17 protein-coding genes are annotated in these 15,028 nt (G+C 71.2%); 5 read left to right on the top strand and 12 right to left on the bottom strand.

The annotated features are described in order from the left end of the window. Positions 1–3: 3 nt before the first annotated feature. The gene (locus M8542_RS02795; RefSeq protein WP_257918362.1) at positions 4–681 is read left to right on the top strand and encodes a GntR family transcriptional regulator; all 678 of its coding nucleotides are present in this window, start codon (positions 4–6) and stop codon (positions 679–681) included. Here the strand turns inward: M8542_RS02795 and M8542_RS02800 are convergent. Next, positions 671–2,638: an NPCBM/NEW2 domain-containing protein gene (locus tag M8542_RS02800; protein ID WP_257918363.1), complete on the bottom strand. Its 1,968-nt coding sequence runs from the start codon at positions 2,636–2,638 to the stop codon at positions 671–673. The two genes, M8542_RS02795 and M8542_RS02800, sit on opposite strands and share 11 nt — an antisense overlap. 260 nt (positions 2,639–2,898) lie before the next feature. Between M8542_RS02800 and M8542_RS02805 the strand changes: the two genes are divergently transcribed. Further along, positions 2,899–4,167 carry an aminotransferase family protein gene (locus M8542_RS02805; protein WP_257918364.1) on the top strand — a complete coding sequence of 423 codons (1,269 nt, stop codon included), beginning with the start codon at positions 2,899–2,901 and terminating at the stop codon, positions 4,165–4,167. A gap of 168 nt (positions 4,168–4,335) precedes the next feature. Here the strand turns inward: M8542_RS02805 and M8542_RS02810 are convergent, their stop codons facing one another. The 7 genes from M8542_RS02810 to M8542_RS02840 form a co-directional block, all read right to left on the bottom strand. Continuing rightward, positions 4,336–4,752, bottom strand: coding sequence for a VOC family protein (locus M8542_RS02810; protein WP_308210233.1), 417 nt, complete (start codon positions 4,750–4,752; stop codon positions 4,336–4,338). Further along, positions 4,752–4,958 (bottom strand): hypothetical protein, encoded by a 207-nt coding sequence (locus M8542_RS02815; protein WP_257918366.1) that lies wholly within the window; start codon positions 4,956–4,958, stop codon positions 4,752–4,754. The genes M8542_RS02810 and M8542_RS02815 overlap by 1 nt, the downstream gene beginning before the upstream one ends. 119 nt (positions 4,959–5,077) lie before the next feature. Then, a complete protein-coding gene (locus M8542_RS02820) occupies positions 5,078–5,581 on the bottom strand; it encodes a GNAT family N-acetyltransferase (RefSeq protein WP_257918367.1) in 504 nt (167 codons plus the stop codon). 31 nt (positions 5,582–5,612) lie between these two features. Beyond that, on the bottom strand, positions 5,613–6,398 hold the full coding sequence (locus M8542_RS02825; RefSeq protein WP_308210234.1) for an IclR family transcriptional regulator: 786 nt from the start codon (positions 6,396–6,398) through the stop codon (positions 5,613–5,615). Between the two features lie 110 nt (positions 6,399–6,508). Beyond that, on the bottom strand, positions 6,509–7,204 hold the full coding sequence (locus M8542_RS02830) for a 3-keto-alpha-glucoside-1,2-lyase-like domain-containing protein (RefSeq protein ID WP_257918369.1): 696 nt from the start codon (positions 7,202–7,204) through the stop codon (positions 6,509–6,511). 81 nt (positions 7,205–7,285) lie between these two features. Further along, a complete protein-coding gene (locus M8542_RS02835) occupies positions 7,286–8,746 on the bottom strand; it encodes a PH domain-containing protein (protein WP_257918570.1) in 1,461 nt (486 codons plus the stop codon). A 74-nt stretch (positions 8,747–8,820) separates the two neighbouring features. Next, positions 8,821–9,333, bottom strand: a complete 513-nt coding sequence (locus M8542_RS02840; RefSeq protein WP_257918370.1) for a PH domain-containing protein — start codon at positions 9,331–9,333, stop codon at positions 8,821–8,823. A gap of 177 nt (positions 9,334–9,510) precedes the next feature. Here M8542_RS02840 and M8542_RS02845 point away from each other — a divergent pair, with 177 nt between their 5' ends. Next, positions 9,511–10,428, top strand: coding sequence for a proteasome assembly chaperone family protein (locus tag M8542_RS02845; RefSeq protein ID WP_257918371.1), 918 nt, complete (start codon positions 9,511–9,513; stop codon positions 10,426–10,428). Further along, the gene (locus tag M8542_RS02850; RefSeq protein WP_257918372.1) at positions 10,428–11,159 is read left to right on the top strand and encodes a class I SAM-dependent methyltransferase; all 732 of its coding nucleotides are present in this window, start codon (positions 10,428–10,430) and stop codon (positions 11,157–11,159) included. Before M8542_RS02845 ends, M8542_RS02850 begins: the two co-directional genes overlap by 1 nt. Positions 11,160–11,168: 9 nt before the next feature. Here the strand turns inward: M8542_RS02850 and M8542_RS02855 are convergent, their stop codons facing one another. The 3 genes from M8542_RS02855 to M8542_RS02865 all read right to left on the bottom strand — a co-directional run bounded on the left by M8542_RS02855 (position 11,169) and on the right by M8542_RS02865 (position 13,777). Next, a complete protein-coding gene (locus M8542_RS02855; RefSeq protein ID WP_257918373.1) occupies positions 11,169–11,507 on the bottom strand; it encodes a YciI family protein in 339 nt (112 codons plus the stop codon). 23 nt (positions 11,508–11,530) lie between these two features. Then, entirely contained in the window at positions 11,531–12,517 is a 987-nt protein-coding gene (locus M8542_RS02860) for an MCE family protein (RefSeq protein ID WP_257918374.1), read from the bottom strand. Positions 12,518–12,586: 69 nt separating this feature from the next. Continuing rightward, positions 12,587–13,777, bottom strand: coding sequence for an FAD-dependent monooxygenase (locus M8542_RS02865; RefSeq protein ID WP_257918375.1), 1,191 nt, complete (start codon positions 13,775–13,777; stop codon positions 12,587–12,589). Between the two features lie 121 nt (positions 13,778–13,898). Here M8542_RS02865 and M8542_RS50235 point away from each other — a divergent pair, with 121 nt between their 5' ends. Further along, positions 13,899–14,543 (top strand): TetR/AcrR family transcriptional regulator, encoded by a 645-nt coding sequence (locus M8542_RS50235; RefSeq protein ID WP_257918376.1) that lies wholly within the window; start codon positions 13,899–13,901, stop codon positions 14,541–14,543. On the opposite strand, the gene M8542_RS02875 is transcribed toward M8542_RS50235, so the two are convergent. Continuing rightward, positions 14,540–14,815, bottom strand: coding sequence for a YggT family protein (locus tag M8542_RS02875; RefSeq protein WP_257918377.1), 276 nt, complete (start codon positions 14,813–14,815; stop codon positions 14,540–14,542). The two genes, M8542_RS50235 and M8542_RS02875, sit on opposite strands and share 4 nt — an antisense overlap. Between the last annotated feature and the right edge of the window lie 213 nt (positions 14,816–15,028).

The following is a 15,028-nucleotide window of genomic DNA, read 5'->3' on the forward strand; positions in this document are numbered from 1 at the left end:
GCCGTGTCCGTCGACGCCTCGGGGCTTTCGAGCGAGCGGCACCAGCTGGAACGCAGCGGGACGGCCGAGCGGGTCGCCGCGATCCTGCGCCAGTACATCACCGACGGCGTCTTCGCCCCCGGTGAGCGCCTCTCGGAGCCGGTGATCAGCTCGGCGCTCGGCGTCTCGCGCAACACGCTGCGCGAGTCGTTCCAGCTGCTGGCCCACGAGCGGCTGGCGGTGCACGAGCTGAACCGCGGCGTGTTCGTGCGCGAACTGACCACAGAGGACATCGAAGACCTCTACGTCGTCCGGCGCGCCACCGAATGCGGCGCGCTGCGGCGCGCGGCGGAACTGTCCACAGTGGAACTGTCCGCTGTGGAGCGAGCGCTCGAAGACGGCCGTGCGGCCGCACGGCACGAGGACTGGCCGGCGGTCGGCACCGCGAGCATCCACTTCCACCAGGCGCTGGCCGACCTGGCGGGCAGCGAGCGCATCTCCGCGACGATGCGCCAGGTGCTCGCCGAGACCCGGTTGTTCTTCGTCCTCAACGAGAACACCCGCGAGTTCTACGAGCCGTTCCTCGACAGCCACGAGCGGATCCTGGCCGACCTGCGCCGCGGCCGGTTCGACCTCGCGGAGACGGCGTTGGACCGCTACCTCCGCGAGGCCGAGACCTTGCTGCTGAAGCTCAGCAGGTGATCGTGGCGTCCGCCCAGTCGGCGTGGTCGGAGTCGTTGGTGTCCCCGCCGTCGGTGACCACGAGGTCGAGCACCCGCACCCCGGCCAGGTTCGCCGTCAGCTGCTGCGCGGGCAGGCCCGCCGTCAGGACGCCGGTCGCCGTGAGTTCCTTGCCGTCGCCGAGGACCTGGAACGCGACGCTGCCCTTGGCCTTTTCGTCGTCGTGGCCGACGAACGCCCCGAACGTCGTGCAGCCGCCGCCGAGGTAGAACCGGATGCGCGATGGCGCGTGGACACCCAGGCCGTCTTCGTAGGCAACCTTGCCGATGGTGATCTTGTGTCCGTCTCCTGCCTTGGACTCGCCGTTGCTCGTGCCGCGTTCGACCGGGCCGTAGCCGTTCTCCGCGGAGAGCCACGTCGCTTTCGACAGCGGTGTCACCCCGGGTGCCGGTGGGGTGACGACCGGCGCGCCGCCGTCGGCCGCGAGAGAACGCTTTCCCCAAGCCGTCCAGTAGCTCGCCGTCGCGGTCAGGGTCACGTGGTCGCCGCTCGGTGCGGCCGGCCGCACGGTCCACGACCGTTGCCACGACCGGCCGGGCGCCACCGCCGGGACGAGGGTGTCGCCGCGGCCGTCGAGCCGCCAGCCGGCCGGCGCGGTGAGCTTCACCTGCGCGGCGACCAGCGGGGTGCTGCCGTCGTTGGTCAGCTTCAGCGTCGCGGTGAACGGCCTGGCCGCGTCGGCGAAGTCGGGCGCCTGCACGGTGAGCGTCGACAGCGGCGCCGCGTTCGGGAACTTCGCGGGCCAGACGCGGAACACCGCGGCGCCGTGGCTCGGGACCGACGCCCGGAGCGTGCCGGTGGTCTCCGTTTCGGCGCCGCTCCACAGGTCGCGCACGCGGTAGTCGCGGGCCTTGCCGAGGCCGAGCTCGGTCGTGGTCGCGGACATCGGCGCGGCGGCGAGGCCGCGGTTGAACAGCACGACCGCCGCCGAGCCGTCCGACATCGGCTTGGTCCAGACCTCGGTGTCGCCGTCGTCGCGCAGCTGGTACCCCTGCTTGCCCGCCCAGTCCTGGTCCAGGGCGACGATGTCCTTGTTCGCCAGGATCTTCTTCGTCGTGTCGGACATCGAGCGCAGGTCGTTGCCGGCGAGCAGCGGCGCGTTCAGCAACGCCCACAACGCGAAGTGCGCCTGGTACTCGGTGGTCGTCATCTTGCCGTTGCCGACTTCGAGCATGTCCGGGTCGTTCCAGCCGCCCGGGCCCGAGTAGCCCACGAGCGGGACCTGCTTGTCGAGGATCCCGGTCATGCTGCTCCAGCTGTCGCTGATGTCGCCGGTCGTGCGCCAGACCTGCGCGCCGGCGTCCTTGCCCCACAGCCACGGCTGGTTCTGACCCCACTCGCAGAGCGCGTAGAGGATCGGCCGGCCGGTCTTCTTGATCGCCTCGCCCATCTTCGTGTAGCGCTCGATCGCCGGGCGGTTCTGGTTGTTGCAGTTGTCGTACTTGAGGTAGTCGACACCCCAGTCCGCGAACGTCTGCGCGTCGACGTCCTCGTGGTCCAGGCCGCCGGGCATGGTCTTCTGGCAGGTCAGCGTGCCGGCGCTGGTGTAGATGCCGAGCTTGAGGCCGCGGTCGTGGACGTAGTCGGCGAGTGCCTTGATGCCGCTGGGGAAGCGGGTGTGGCTGGCCTCGAGCTTGCCGTCGGCGGTGCGGTTCTGCTCGGCCCAGCAGTCGTCGATGTTGACGTACTGGTAGCCGGCCGCCTCGAGGCCGGAGCTCACCATGGCGTCCGCCGTCTCGCGGATGAGCTCTTCGTTGATGTCGCAGTGGAACTTGTTCCAGCTGTTCCAGCCCATCGGCGGCAGCTGCCCCGGCTGCTGCGCGTCGGTGGCCGGGGCCGGCTCGGCGGCTCGGGCGGGTGGGGGAGTGGCGATCGCGGCGACCACGACGGCGGCCGCCAGCCCGACGAGAAAACGCATGATCCCTCCAGGAGTGCGCAACTCTGCACAAACTCACTCAACAACAAACACCCGAGAGAGGTCGGATGTCTACGTCCGTTAGTAGGAACTACCCGCGGTTCGCGTGCCGGTGAGCGGGAATCCCTCCGATGTCTGGCGGTGGGTGAGAGGCAGTCCCGTTGGCCGGACCGGCGTGGGCGGAACCGCGGACTGTGCACGATGGAGTGTTCGCGCTCGCCGCGACGCCCTGGTAGGGATGGGGGAGGCACTGAGGAGGACCGATGTCAGCACAGCACGCCCTGTGGCACCCGTTCGCCGACATGGGCGCGGTCGACGGGGACCGGATGGTCATCACCCGCGGCGAGGGCTCCTACGTCTGGGACGACGCGGGCCGCCGCTACTTCGACGCCACCGCGTCGCTCTGGTACGCCAACTTCGGCCACGGGCGCCCCGAGATCACCGAAGCCGTCACCAAGCAGCTTCAGACGCTCGACTCGTACAACCTGTTCGGCTACAACGCCAACGAACCGGCGCTCGAGCTCGCCGACCGCGTCGCCGGCCTGGCGCCGACCCCGGGGTCGAAGGTCTTCTTCGGTTCGGGCGGCGGGGACGTCATCGACACCGCCGTGAAGCTCGCGCGGGCGTACTTCGCGCAGACCGGACGGCCGGAGAAGGTGCACGTCATCGGCCGGTCGCAGGGCTACCACGGCACCCACGGCTTCGGCACGGCCGTCGGCGGGATCCCGGCCAACGCCGCCGGGGTCGGCCCGCAGCCGCCGGAGTTCTCGCACGTTCCCTACGACAGCGCGTCGGCGCTGGAAGCCGAGATCGAGCGGGTGGGCGCGTCGCGCGTCGCGGCGTTCTTCTGCGAGCCGGTGATCGGCGCGGGTGGCGTGCTGCTGCCGCCGGACGGGTACATCGAGGCCGTCGCGGAAATCTGCCGCCGCCACGACGTGCTGTTCGTCGCCGACTGCGTGATCGCGGCGTGGGGCCGGCTCGGCACGTGGTTCGGCATCGACCGCTGGACGGTCCAGCCCGACATGATCACGACGGCGAAGGGCATCACCGGCGGCACGATCCCGCTCGGCGCGCTGATCGTGGCGCCGCGGGTGGCCGAGCCGTTCTTCACCGGCAAGCCGGGCGCCCCGATCTTCCGCCACGGCGCGACCTACGCCGGGCACCCGGTGGCCTGCGCCGCCGGCCTGGCGACGCTGGACATCTACGAGCGCGACGGCCTGATCCCACGCGGGCGCGAGCTGGAGAAGCCACTGGCCGACGCGGTTTCCGGGGTCGCCGGCCACCCGCTGGTCGCCGAAGTCCGGGCGGGCCTGGGCTTTCTGGCCGCGGTGGAGCTGACGGCGGAGGTCATGGACGCCGACCCGGGCGCGCCGGTGAAGCTGCAGCGCGCGTGCCGGGACGAGGGCGTGATCGTGCGGAACCTGGGCCGCGGTGTCGCGGTGTCGCCGCCGCTGGTCGCGGCCGAGCCGGAGCTGGACCTGCTGGCCGCGGCGCTGCCGCGAGCGTTGGACCGGCTGGCCGCCGACCGCTGAGGCTGCCGACGGCCGGAACGACCCTTTCCTGTCCTCCGACGGCAGGAAAGGGTCGTTCCGGACGTGCACCGCGCCGCGGACCACACGAGCCCGGCGTGATCGGAGCCGGAACTCGCGTGATCGAGGCCGGAACTCGCGTGATTCGAGCCGGAACTCACTGGGTTCGGCTCATGAGATGCAGAACTCGTTGCCCTCCGGGTCGGCCATCGTCACCCAGCTGTGCGGGCCCTGCCGGCCGCGCCACAAGTACGTTGCCCCGCGGGACTTGAGCTTTTCCAGCGTTGCCTCGACGTTGTCCGCGCCCACCCACACGTCGAGGTGGAGGCGGTTCTTCACCGTCTTCGGCTCCGGGACCTCCTGGAACAGGACGCGCCGGGGTGGACCCTCCGGTGGCGAGTCCGGGTGGCGGATCGCCGCTCCCGTGCGCCACACGAGCTTCCCGCCATACGTCCGGGTCTCTTCCTCCTTCGCGTACCCCTTCGCGACCATCTCGCGGACGAAGTCCTCGTCGGTCGGCTCCACCGGCCAGCCGAGCGTCTCCGCCCACCAGTCCGCGAGCACATGCGGGTCGGCTGTGTCCACCACTACCTGGAAGTCATGCGCCATACGGGCACGTTAACGACCGAGTCCGACATTTTTCGCGCCATCGGGTCCTCGACGGCGACCGGGACGACCGTGAACCGCCACTTGTCCACGCCGCCGCCCATGATCTCGGCGTACCGGCGGGCGCCGTCGGCGTTGGCGAACCGCACCTGCTGGCCGTTCGTCAGGTGGGTGATCTTGACCGCCACATCAACCTCCCGAAGTCTGTGGGCCGGCCCAGGAGCTTCCCCCTCCGAGGCCGGCGAGCACAGTAGAACACATGTTCGACAGGCTGCGCCACCGGATCCCCCGCGCAGGTGAGAGCCACTCAGAGTGGCCGGATCATCGCCACCCGCGGCCAGGCGTCCAGGCCGCGGGCGGCCTCCGCGCGGCGGATCGCCCGCAGCCCGGCGCCGAGCTCGACGTCCGCCAGGACACGGAACCGCAGCCGCTCGTAGTACGGCGCGTTCCACGGCACGGCCGCGAACGTCGTCAGCGTCAGGGCCCGCAACCCGCGAGAAGCCGCCCACTCGGCGAGCGTGTCGATCAACGCGCCGCCGATCCCGCGTCGCGCGTGCGAAGGCCGCACCGAGACCTGCTCGACGTGCGCGTGCCCGTCGACGACCTCGGCGATGAGGTACGCCACCGGCCGGTCGGTGTCGTCGACGTCGACCCAGGCGCGCCCGTCGGCCTGGTACACCGCCAGCTCCGCCACCGAGCCCGGGTCGTCGTCCGCGATCGCCGCCATGTCGAGCGCGCGGAAGGTCTCACCCGCTTCGCGCTCGATGTCGAGCAACGCGGGCAGGTCGTCGGGGCGCGCGAGCCGGATCACGAACGCATTCGTACGCGCCCGCGCGCGGTTTTCACAGCGAATAAGACGAAATCGTGCGCTGGATGCGGATCGCGTACTCCTGCAGGGCGGTGATCGCGCCGTCCCGCGCCTCATCGGTGATCCGGGCCGCCGGGCCGGCCATGGTCAGCACCGTCGGCCGCCTGCCGTAGGCGAGCACCGGCACCGAACACGCCCAGACACCCTCGTCGATCTCCCCGGAGCTGACCGAATACCGGTTCTCCAGCGCGTGCTTCAGCTCGTCCCGCACGATGGGGCCGCGCTGCTCGACGATCGGCTGCAGCCGCCGGTCGCGTTCGATCTCGGGCAGCAGCGCGAGCAGCATCTTCCCGGACGCGCCGAGGCCGAGCGGCAGCGAATGCCCCGGTTCGAAGGTGAACCGCATGGCGCGGTCGCACTCGACGCGGTCGGCGCACACGGCGGCGTCGCCGAACTGCTGGAACAGCATCACCGTCTCGCCGAGCTCGCGAGCCGCCTCTTCCATGGCGGGCTTCGCGAGCCGGACGAGGTCGTTCGCCAGCTGGGCGGCCCGCGCCAGCGGCATCACCTGGCTCGTCAGGTGGTAGTGCCCGGCGCGGCCCTCCTCGAGCAGCTGCAGCTCCTTCAGCAGTGCGACGTAGCGGTAGGTCGTCGCGACCGGGGTGCCGATCGTCGCGGCGAGCTCGGCCACGCTGGCTTCCCAGCGTCTTTCGGAAAAGGCGAGCAGCAGCTGGAGGACCTTCCGGGAACTGCTGGCTCCGGGAGTGCGGCGCGGGGAAGTGGTGGCGGAACCGTCGACGGCACTGACGGCAGGCGTCATCATGACCTCTCGGTGAGACAAAAACGACCTTCGCTATCACACGGGGTGAATAAATTAGCACGTTGCGTGAAAGGAAGGCCAGCATTCCGCCATTCGAGCGGAATCGCGGGTCACAGCGTGAGGAACTCGTCCGGTTTCGTCACGACCGGTGACTCGACGTAGAGCCCGCGGTACTCGTCCTGGATCCCGGAGTTGTGCACCTGCAGCGCGAGCGGGCCGACGCGGCCGGCGGTCCGGTCGGTGAACCGCAGCACTTCGACGCCCTTGCAGGTCACGGCCGTTCCGGTGAGCGGGCAGCACGCCATCCGGGCGACGCCGGTGGTCGCGTTGCCGATCAGCTCGCACTGCGCCCACTTCTTGATGTCGATGGTGCTGTGCGGCAGCTGGGTGAACAGTTTCCCGCCGCCGTCGTTGTGGCCCGGCCGGTAGTCCCAGTGGCCGCCGTTCGGCGGCTGGAACTGGATGGCGCTCAGCGCGTCGCGGATCGGGTCGGTGGTGCCCCAGATCAGCACGGTCGGTTTGTGGTTGCCCTTGACCTGCCGGACATTGAATATCCACCGAAACGTGCCGACCTGCTGTTTGGTGTAGTACAACCAGCCGCGCGCGGTGCCATTCCCGTGGATGACGCCGTTCTTCGCCGACCACAAGCCGGCCTTGGACGACGTCCAAGCGCTCAACGACGTGCCGTCGAACATCGGCACCAGATTCGGGTCACCGTAAGGGTTGTCCGCCGCCTGCGCGGCCGGGGCGAACCCCGAAGCCACGACGATTCCCGCGGCCAGCACACCAAGGAGCTTCCGGAACATTCCTGCCGTCCTCTCGACGAACGTGATGGGCAGCTACGTTCGGACGGCGGATTTCACGCTACGAGCGGCGCGGGTCAGGCGTCAACCGCGGTCCCGCTGACCGGTCAGGAACGGCGTCAGCAGACCGGGCACGGCCTGGTCGGCGAGCGCGAGCCCGGCGGACTCGCCGACGTCCAGGACCCGGTAGTGCCCCTTGCCCGCGGCGACCGGCGCGATGATCGTGACCAGCCCGGCCCGGCGCTGGAAGTACGAGCGCTCGACGACGACGCCGGTCATCCCGTCGCAGCGGACGGCCGCCGTGCCGCGGTCCAGCGAACCCGAGCGGGTCACCAGGTAGCGGCCGGTCAACGCGTGGCCCAGGCCGCGGTAACGGTCCCAGCCGACGAGCGCGGCGAAGGGCAGCAGCACCAGCGCGACCTGCCACGGCCAGTCCGGCAGCGCGCCGAGCCACGCCAGGCCGTAAAGCGCGGCAGCCAGGAGCAGCACCCCGGTGACCGCGCGGGAGATCCGGCGGTACAACGCCCGGCGCGGGTGCCGCGTCAGCGGCGTCGCGACCGGGTCTTCGCCGAGGACCTCCGCGACGACTTCGTGCGCCTTCGCCAGTGGCGCGGGCGGGAGCAGCAGCCCGCCGCTCTTGTCCGCGCCCTTGCCCTCGCGCAGGCCGCCGGCGATGGCGACGCAGCGGGCGCCGCCGGCCAGCCGCAGCGGCAGCGGTTCGCGGATCTCCACACCGCGCAGCCGGTCCTCTTCGATCGACACCGAGCGGGTCGTGATCAGCCCGCGCCGGATGTGCAGCGTGCCCGCGGGTTCGCGGGTGAGCCGGAAGTTCCAGAACGACAGCACGTACCCGCCGACCGACAGCAGCGAGACGAGCACCAGCAACCCGGCGGCGGCCAGCACCAGGCTCAGCCAGGTCGGGGTGTCGGCGAAGTGCCCGACGACCGTGCGGACCAGCGAGAACTGGACCGGGTCGAAGTGCAGTTCGTGCGCGAAGTGGTAGACGGTGCCGACGGCGGCGCCGACCACCGCCAGCCCGGACAGCGTGAACGGCGCGTACCGCAGCCACTTCTTGTCCACGGCGGCGACGAGCTGCTCGGGCGGCGCGGCGGCCTCCTCCGAGACCACTTCCGCCTTGCGGTGCAGCAGAAGGGTCCGCAGCCGCTGCGCCTCCGTGACGGTGACGGCGTCGAGGACCAGCTCGTCCTTGCCCGGCCCCTTGCCGTGCGAGTGCCGCCCGGTGCCGATCCGCGCCGCGGCCAGGGAGAACAGGCGGTGCTTCGGCTCGGAGGTGACGTCGACCGTGCGGATCCGGTCGCGGGGGATGGCCCGCTGCTTGCGCAGCAGCACCCCGGTGTGCCACTCGACCTGCGTCGCGGTGATCCGGTAGCGCGAGGTCAGCACGTGCGAGACACCCGTGAACACGGCGATCGCGGTGAAGACCAGGCCGATCCACTGCCACGGCTCGCCGTGGCCGAACAGCAGCGCGCCCAGCAGCACCGGCAGCGACCGCACCAGGTCCAGCACCGGCCGGATGAGCAGCATGCGCCGGTCGAGGTGGTGCCACGGCGCGTCCTGCGTGCCTTCGCCGGGCGAGGTCACGACGGCTTGGGGGCTGCTCACGTCGCGTCCCCTCGGACCGCCTGGGTCGTCTTCGTCAGCTCGTCGGCCAGCGCCAGCGCGTGGTCGTGGGCGAGTCCCGAGATGCGCAGCGGGCCCGCCGCGGACGCCGTGGTCACGGTGATCTTCGCCAGCCCGAAGAGCTGCTCGAAGGGGTCGCGCTCGATGTCGACGGTCTGGATCCGCGAGACCGGCGCGATCCGCCACTGCTGCTTCAGCCAGCCCGCCTGCGTGTAGACGGCTTCGCCGGTGACCTCCCAGCGGTGCACGCGGTAGCGCCACTGCGGCATCACGACGAGGTGCAGCGGCCCGAGCACGCAGGAGACCACCAGCGTCACGGTGAGGAACGCCGGCGCGTCGTCGCTGGTCGCGACGATGACCGACTGGATCCCGATCAGCACGACCCAGAGGATCGCGGCGGTCGCCGTCCAGTAGCCGATGGCCCGGCGGCTGACCCGGTGCGCGGGCGGCCGCAACCGCAACGCCACTGTGTTCGTGCTGTGTTCGCTCACGCCTCAAGCGTGCCCGATCGGCGGCTTGTCCGCCCACGACAAGTGTCACGATGCCGATCCGGTCCGGCTTCGATCGCGAGCCGTTACGATCGGCCACACCGTCGGAGGAATGGATTCGCCGTCGGGGTGTGTTGTGCTTGAAGGATTCACATACGTGTCGGAAAGCTGGAGGATCCGGTGGGATTCGATCCCGACGACCTGTACGAGGTGGACTCGGACGTCCCCGACCTGACGGGGGCGGTGCTGCTGCACCACTTCGAAGGGTTCATGGACGCCGGCTCGACGGGCCGTCTGCTGGCGGAGCACCTCCTGGGCGGTGACCACCGGGTGGTCGCCCGCTTCGACGTCGACCGGCTCATCGACTACCGCTCGCGGCGCCCGACGATGACCTACGCGGTCGACCACTGGGAGGACTACGACGCGCCGGAGCTGGTGGTGCACCTGCTGCACGACACCGACGACACGCCGTACCTGCTGCTTTCCGGCCCGGAGCCGGACCACGACTGGGAGCGGTTCTGCGCCGCGGTCCGCAACCTCGTCGAACGCTGGGGTGTCCGGCTGACCGCCGGCTTCCACGGCATCCCGATGGGCGCACCGCACACGCGCCCGCTCGGCGTCACCGCGCACGCCACCCGCAAGGACCTCGTCGGCGAGCACCAGCCGCTGCCCAACCGGCTGCAGGTGCCGGGCAGCGTCGCCGCGCTGCTGGAGTACCGGCTCGGCGAATGGGGCCACGACGCGCTCGGGTTCGCCGCGCACGTGCCCCACTACCTCGCGCAGTCGACGTACCCGGCCGCGTCGCTGGTGGTGCTCGACGCGCTGGGCCGCTCGACCGGGCTGAGCCTGGCCGAGGGCGAGCTGCGCGCGGCGGCCGAGCTGGCCGACGCCGAGATCAACCGGCAGGTCGCCGAGTCCGACGAGGTCGCCGACGTCGTCCGCGCGCTGGAGCGGCAGTACGACACGTTCATCGAGGCCTCCGAGCGCGGTTCGCTGCTGGCGGAATCGGTGGAGCACATGCCGACGGCCGAGGAGCTGGGCTCGCAGTTCGAGCGGTTCCTGGCCGAGCAGAACGGCGGCGACGGTCCCGAGCGCTGATGACGCGCTACGACGAGATCGGCGTCGGCTACGCGCTGGGCAGGCGCACCGACCCGCGCTGGCTGACCCCGGTGCTCGACGCGCTGGGCACCGCGGGGTCCGTGCTCGACGTCGGCTCCGGGACGGGGTCCTACGAGCCGCCCGGCCGGCGGGTCGTCGCGGTGGAGCCGTCGGCGGAGATGATCCGGCAACGGCGTCCCGGCGCGGCGCCGGTCGTGCGGGCGGTCGCGGAGGCGCTGCCGTTCGCCGCTTCGGCGTTCGACGCCGCGTTGGCCGTCCTGACGGTGCACCACTGGGGTGACTGGCGTCGCGGCCTCGACGAGCTGCGCCGGGTGTCGGCCCGCCAGGTCGTCCTGGCCTACGACACCGCACTGCACAACGACTTCTGGCTCGTGCGGGAGTACGTGCCGGAGGTCGCGGCGCTGGAGTCCGCGCGTCCGTCGGCGCCGGAAATCGCGGCCTTCCTGGGCGCGTCTTCAGTGATCGAGCTGCCGGTGCCGTGGGACTTCACCGACGGCGTCTTCCCGGCGTACTGGCGCCGGCCGGAGGCCTATCTGGATCCGGCGGTGCGGCAGTCGTGCTCGGCGCTGGCGCAGACGTCTCCGGTCGCGGTCGACCGGGGGATCGCGCGGCTGCGGGCGGATCTGGACTCCGGTCGCTGGCAAGCCGAGCACGCGGAGCTGCTCGACCTTCCGGAGTGGGACGCGGGGTTCCGGCTCATCCTGTCCTGACGGTGGAGATCACGGAACGTCCGGGATCTCGCGCAGCTCGAGCGTGCCGACCTCGGCCCACGGGTGCCGCGAAGCGACCTCGACGGCCGTCGAGCGGTCCGCGCACTCGAGGACGTTGTAGCCGCCGATCTGCTCCTTGGTCTCGGCGAACGGGCCGTCGGTCAGCAGCACTTCGCCGTCCCGCACCCGGATCGTCTTCGCTTCGGCGGGCGGGGCCAGGCCCGTGCCGGCCTGCCGGACGCCCTGGCGCTCGGCCTCTTCCGCCCAACCGTGACAGCGCCGCGCCATCTCCGGCCCGGCCGCCGCCGCGGCGGTTTCGTCGCCGCACAGCAGGAGCAGGTATCGCATGGCGCGAGCATGCCACGCGCGGCTCAGCCGTGGCAGCCTTCCTCGTTGAGCGGGCCGAACGACGGCAGGAGCAGGCCGCACAGGTAGCCGTCGATCCACCGGCCGTTGCCGGCGATGTTGACCCCCAGCCGGATGAACGGCGCGAACTTCCGGATCCCGTCCGCGAGGGAGTTCTGGTTGCGCTGCAGCATCGAGGTCAGCTGGTCGAGCTGGGTGAGCAGCGGGCCGACCTGGGCGGTGTTGTCGTCGATCAGCCCGGACAGCTCGGTGGCGAGGCGCCGCGAGCCGTCGAGCAGGCTGGTGATCGCCTGTTCGCGGTCGCTCACCTCGGCCAGGAGCTGGTTCCCGTCGGTCAGGAGCCGTTGGACGGCGGCGTCGCGGTCGACGAGCGTCTGCGAGACAACCCGCGTGTTGCCGAGCAAGGTGGCGAGCTGACTGTCGCGCGTGGCGAGCGTGTCGGAGAGCCGGGACAACCCGGTCAGAGCGGCGCGGACGCTCTGCGGGGTGTTCGCCAGCGTCGCCGACAGCGTGTCGAAGCTCTTCGCCAGCCGCGCGGTGTCGATCTTGTCCACAGTGGACGAAAGCTGCCCGAACGCTTCGAGGATGTCGTAGGGAACGGTGGTGCGCGACCGCGGGATCGGCTTTACCGGGTCGAGCGTCCCATTCCCCTGCGGGTCGAGCGCGAGGTACTTCTGGCCGAGCACGGTCTTCAGCCGGATCGCCGCGCCGGTCGTGTCGCCGAGCCAGGCGCCCTTGACCCGGAACGAAATCAGCACGTGGTCGCCGCTCAGGCGCACGTCCGAAACCCGGCCGACCTCGACCCCGGCGACGCGGACGTCGTTGCCCTCGAACACGCCGGCCGCCTCGGTGAACTCCGCGGAGTACGTCGTGCCGTCGCCGATCACCGGCAGCGCGCGGACGTTGAGCGCCGTGACCACGGCCAGGGTCAGCACGGTCAGCCCGGCGAGCGCCGTCCTGACCGCGGTTTCCGGGGCCCGGCGTATTGACATGGCGTCAAGAGTGACGCACGTCACGCCGGGCCGCCACCCGAGTCCCCCGATGAGACGAAGATCTTAGCCTCACGCGGCGGTCAGCGCCGGGTACTCGCGGTACTCCAGCGCGTTGGCCGCCCGGTCGGTCATCCAGCTGAACACCCGGCCGAACAGTCGCGTGCTGATCATCTTGTAGGCGCGGTTGCGGCTGCGGATCTTCGCGGCCGTGCGCGGCGCGAGGAAGTTGCCCGAGCCCTTGCCGTTCTTCTGCCCGACGGTGGCCGGCTTGAGCAGCCGCTGTTCGTACTTCGCGAACGCCGTGACGTGGTCGCCGCCGGCCGCGGCGAGCTCGCCGGCCAGCACCTGGGCGCCCATCATCGCGAGCCCGGTGCCGGACCCGCCCGGCCCCGCGCACCACGCGGCGTCGCCGAGCAGCACGACCCGGCCCGTCGACCAGCGGTCGAGGTGGATCTGGCTGATCGAGTCGACGTAGAGGTCGTCCGCCGCCGGCAAGGCCTGGAGCAGCCGCGGGGTCTCCCAGCCGGTGTCCGCGAACAGCTGCGCGACCAAGGCGCGCTGCTCGTCGGCGCCGCGGCGGCGGAACTCGACGCCGTCGGCCGCGAAGACCAGCGCGACGTGCAGCTTGTCCGGCAGCCGGTGGCTGCCCACGGTCAGGCCGCGGCCCGGCTCGTTGTACATGACGCTGGTGTGGTCGAGGCCGAGGTGGTTGGGCGCGGTGAACCCGGCGATGCCGAAACCGAGGTCGTGCCGGAAGTCTTCTTCGGGTCCGAAGGCGGCGGCCCGCACCCCGGAGTGCACGCCGTCGGCCCCGACGACCAGGTCGAACTTGCGCGGCGCGCCGCGGCGGAAGGTGACCTCGACGCCGTCCGCGGTCTCGGTGAGGCTCGTGACGCGGTCGCCGAAGACGTATTCGGTGTAGTCCTTCGTGTGGTCGTAGAGGATCCGCGCGAGGTCGCCGCGCAGGATCTCGACCTCGCCGCTCCAGGCGGCGCCGGGCACGGTCAGCGCCGGGCGCGTGTCGAGGCCGAGCACGGTCTGGTCGCCCATGGCGGTCTCGTGCCGCCGGATGTCGTCGAGGACGCCCATGGCCCGCAGGAGCTTCACCTGCTCGCCGCGGAAGTCGACGGCCTGGCCGCCGGGCCGCAGCTCGGGCGCGGTTTCGACGACGGTCACGCGGTAGCCGTGGCGGTGCAGCCAGTAGGCCGCGGAAGGGCCGGCGATGCTGGCTCCGGACACGAGCACGGTCTTGGCGGTCATCGGAGGTTCCTCTCGGGTCGGTGGTGGCTGACCCGAGACTGCGCGGCGGCGCTGACGGTTCTCGCACGGTTCGCTGACCGTTCGGCCGGTGGTGGGGGTTTCGAGTGGTTAGCATGACGCGGTGGACCAGTCCGCCGCAGGCCGGATCCAGCAGGATGGCGACGAGCACGTCGAGGCGCGCATCCTCAACGCCGCCGCGCACCTCATCGCCGAGGACGGCTTCGGCCGGCTGAAGCTCGGCAGCGTCTGCGCCCGCTCCGGCTACGCGCGATCGGTGATCTACCAGCACTTCGGCGACAAGGACGGGCTCGGGCAGCGGCTCGTCGAGCACGCCGTCGAGGAGTTCACCAACGCCTACAGCGAAGCGGTCGCGGCCCGCACCGGCGCGGCGACCGCGACGCCGATGGACATGCTGCGCGCCCTGCTCGACATCATCTTCGAGCTCATCGAGACGATGCCGACGCTCAACCAGGCGTTCCTGGCGCTCTGGGGCGACGCGGCGGCCGAAAGCTCGGCCATGCGCGGCGCGCTGACCGAGGCCGACCGCCGGTTCCGGTTCGCCATCGCGCAGACCGTGGCCAGCGGCGTCGCGGACGGGACCATCACCGGTGTCCGCGACGCGGACGCCTACGCCTCGGCGCTGCTCGCCCAGCTGCGCGGGATCTCGATCCAGGCGCTCGTCGACCCCGACGGCATCGACCTGCGCGGCGTGCGCGCGGAGCTCGAACGCGGCATCGACCGGCTGTCCGCTGGCTTCCGCGCCTAGAGGGCGAAGACGATCCCACGCAGCACGACGACCCCGATGAAGACCAGCGTGAAGGCCAGGTCGAGCGAGATCCCGCCGATCCGCACCGGTCGCACCACGCGCCGCACCGGCCCGATCACCGGCTCGGTGGCCGAGTAGGCGAGGCTGCGGGCGCGCCGCGCCCACGGCGGGCTGTCGGCCAGCATCCCGACCCAGTCGAGCACCATCCGCGCGATCAGCACGAGCAGGTAGAGGCTCAGCGCGAAGCCGAGCAGTGTCCCCAACGCACCCATGGTTCCTCCGTTCTCCCTGCCCGGACAACGCGCGAGCGTCGCGGAGAGTGCCGGGTCTGTCCGATTCACAGCCTTTCGACAGGAACGAGGGCGCACAGCCCGGTCCGTGGGCACCGACCCAACGGCCCTGGCCCCGCGGTCGACAGCGCATTCGAAGCGTTGTCCGCCGAGTCCGGAAAATGATCATCCACGCGGGGAATGGGAGCGGACAAA

The organism is Amycolatopsis iheyensis (assembly GCF_024703995.1).
Taxonomy (GTDB): domain Bacteria; phylum Actinomycetota; class Actinomycetes; order Mycobacteriales; family Pseudonocardiaceae; genus Amycolatopsis; species Amycolatopsis iheyensis.

What these genes read in the sequence shown, in the direction of transcription:
- M8542_RS02800 (WP_257918363.1), bottom strand. Translation starts at nt 2,638, where the DNA reads ATGCGTTTTCTCGTCGGGCTGGCGGCCGCCGTCGTGGTCGCCGCGATC.
- M8542_RS02805 (WP_257918364.1), top strand. Translation starts at nt 2,899, where the DNA reads ATGTCAGCACAGCACGCCCTGTGGCACCCGTTCGCCGACATGGGCGCG.
- M8542_RS02825 (WP_308210234.1), bottom strand. Translation starts at nt 6,398, where the DNA reads ATGACGCCTGCCGTCAGTGCCGTCGACGGTTCCGCCACCACTTCCCCG.
- M8542_RS02830 (WP_257918369.1), bottom strand. Translation starts at nt 7,204, where the DNA reads ATGTTCCGGAAGCTCCTTGGTGTGCTGGCCGCGGGAATCGTCGTGGCT.
- M8542_RS02835 (WP_257918570.1), bottom strand. Translation starts at nt 8,746, where the DNA reads ATGCTGCTCATCCGGCCGGTGCTGGACCTGGTGCGGTCGCTGCCGGTG.
- M8542_RS02850 (WP_257918372.1), top strand. Translation starts at nt 10,428, where the DNA reads ATGACGCGCTACGACGAGATCGGCGTCGGCTACGCGCTGGGCAGGCGC.
- M8542_RS02855 (WP_257918373.1), bottom strand. Translation starts at nt 11,507, where the DNA reads ATGCGATACCTGCTCCTGCTGTGCGGCGACGAAACCGCCGCGGCGGCG.
- M8542_RS02860 (WP_257918374.1), bottom strand. Translation starts at nt 12,517, where the DNA reads ATGTCAATACGCCGGGCCCCGGAAACCGCGGTCAGGACGGCGCTCGCC.
- M8542_RS02865 (WP_257918375.1), bottom strand. Translation starts at nt 13,777, where the DNA reads ATGACCGCCAAGACCGTGCTCGTGTCCGGAGCCAGCATCGCCGGCCCT.
- M8542_RS02875 (WP_257918377.1), bottom strand. Translation starts at nt 14,815, where the DNA reads ATGGGTGCGTTGGGGACACTGCTCGGCTTCGCGCTGAGCCTCTACCTG.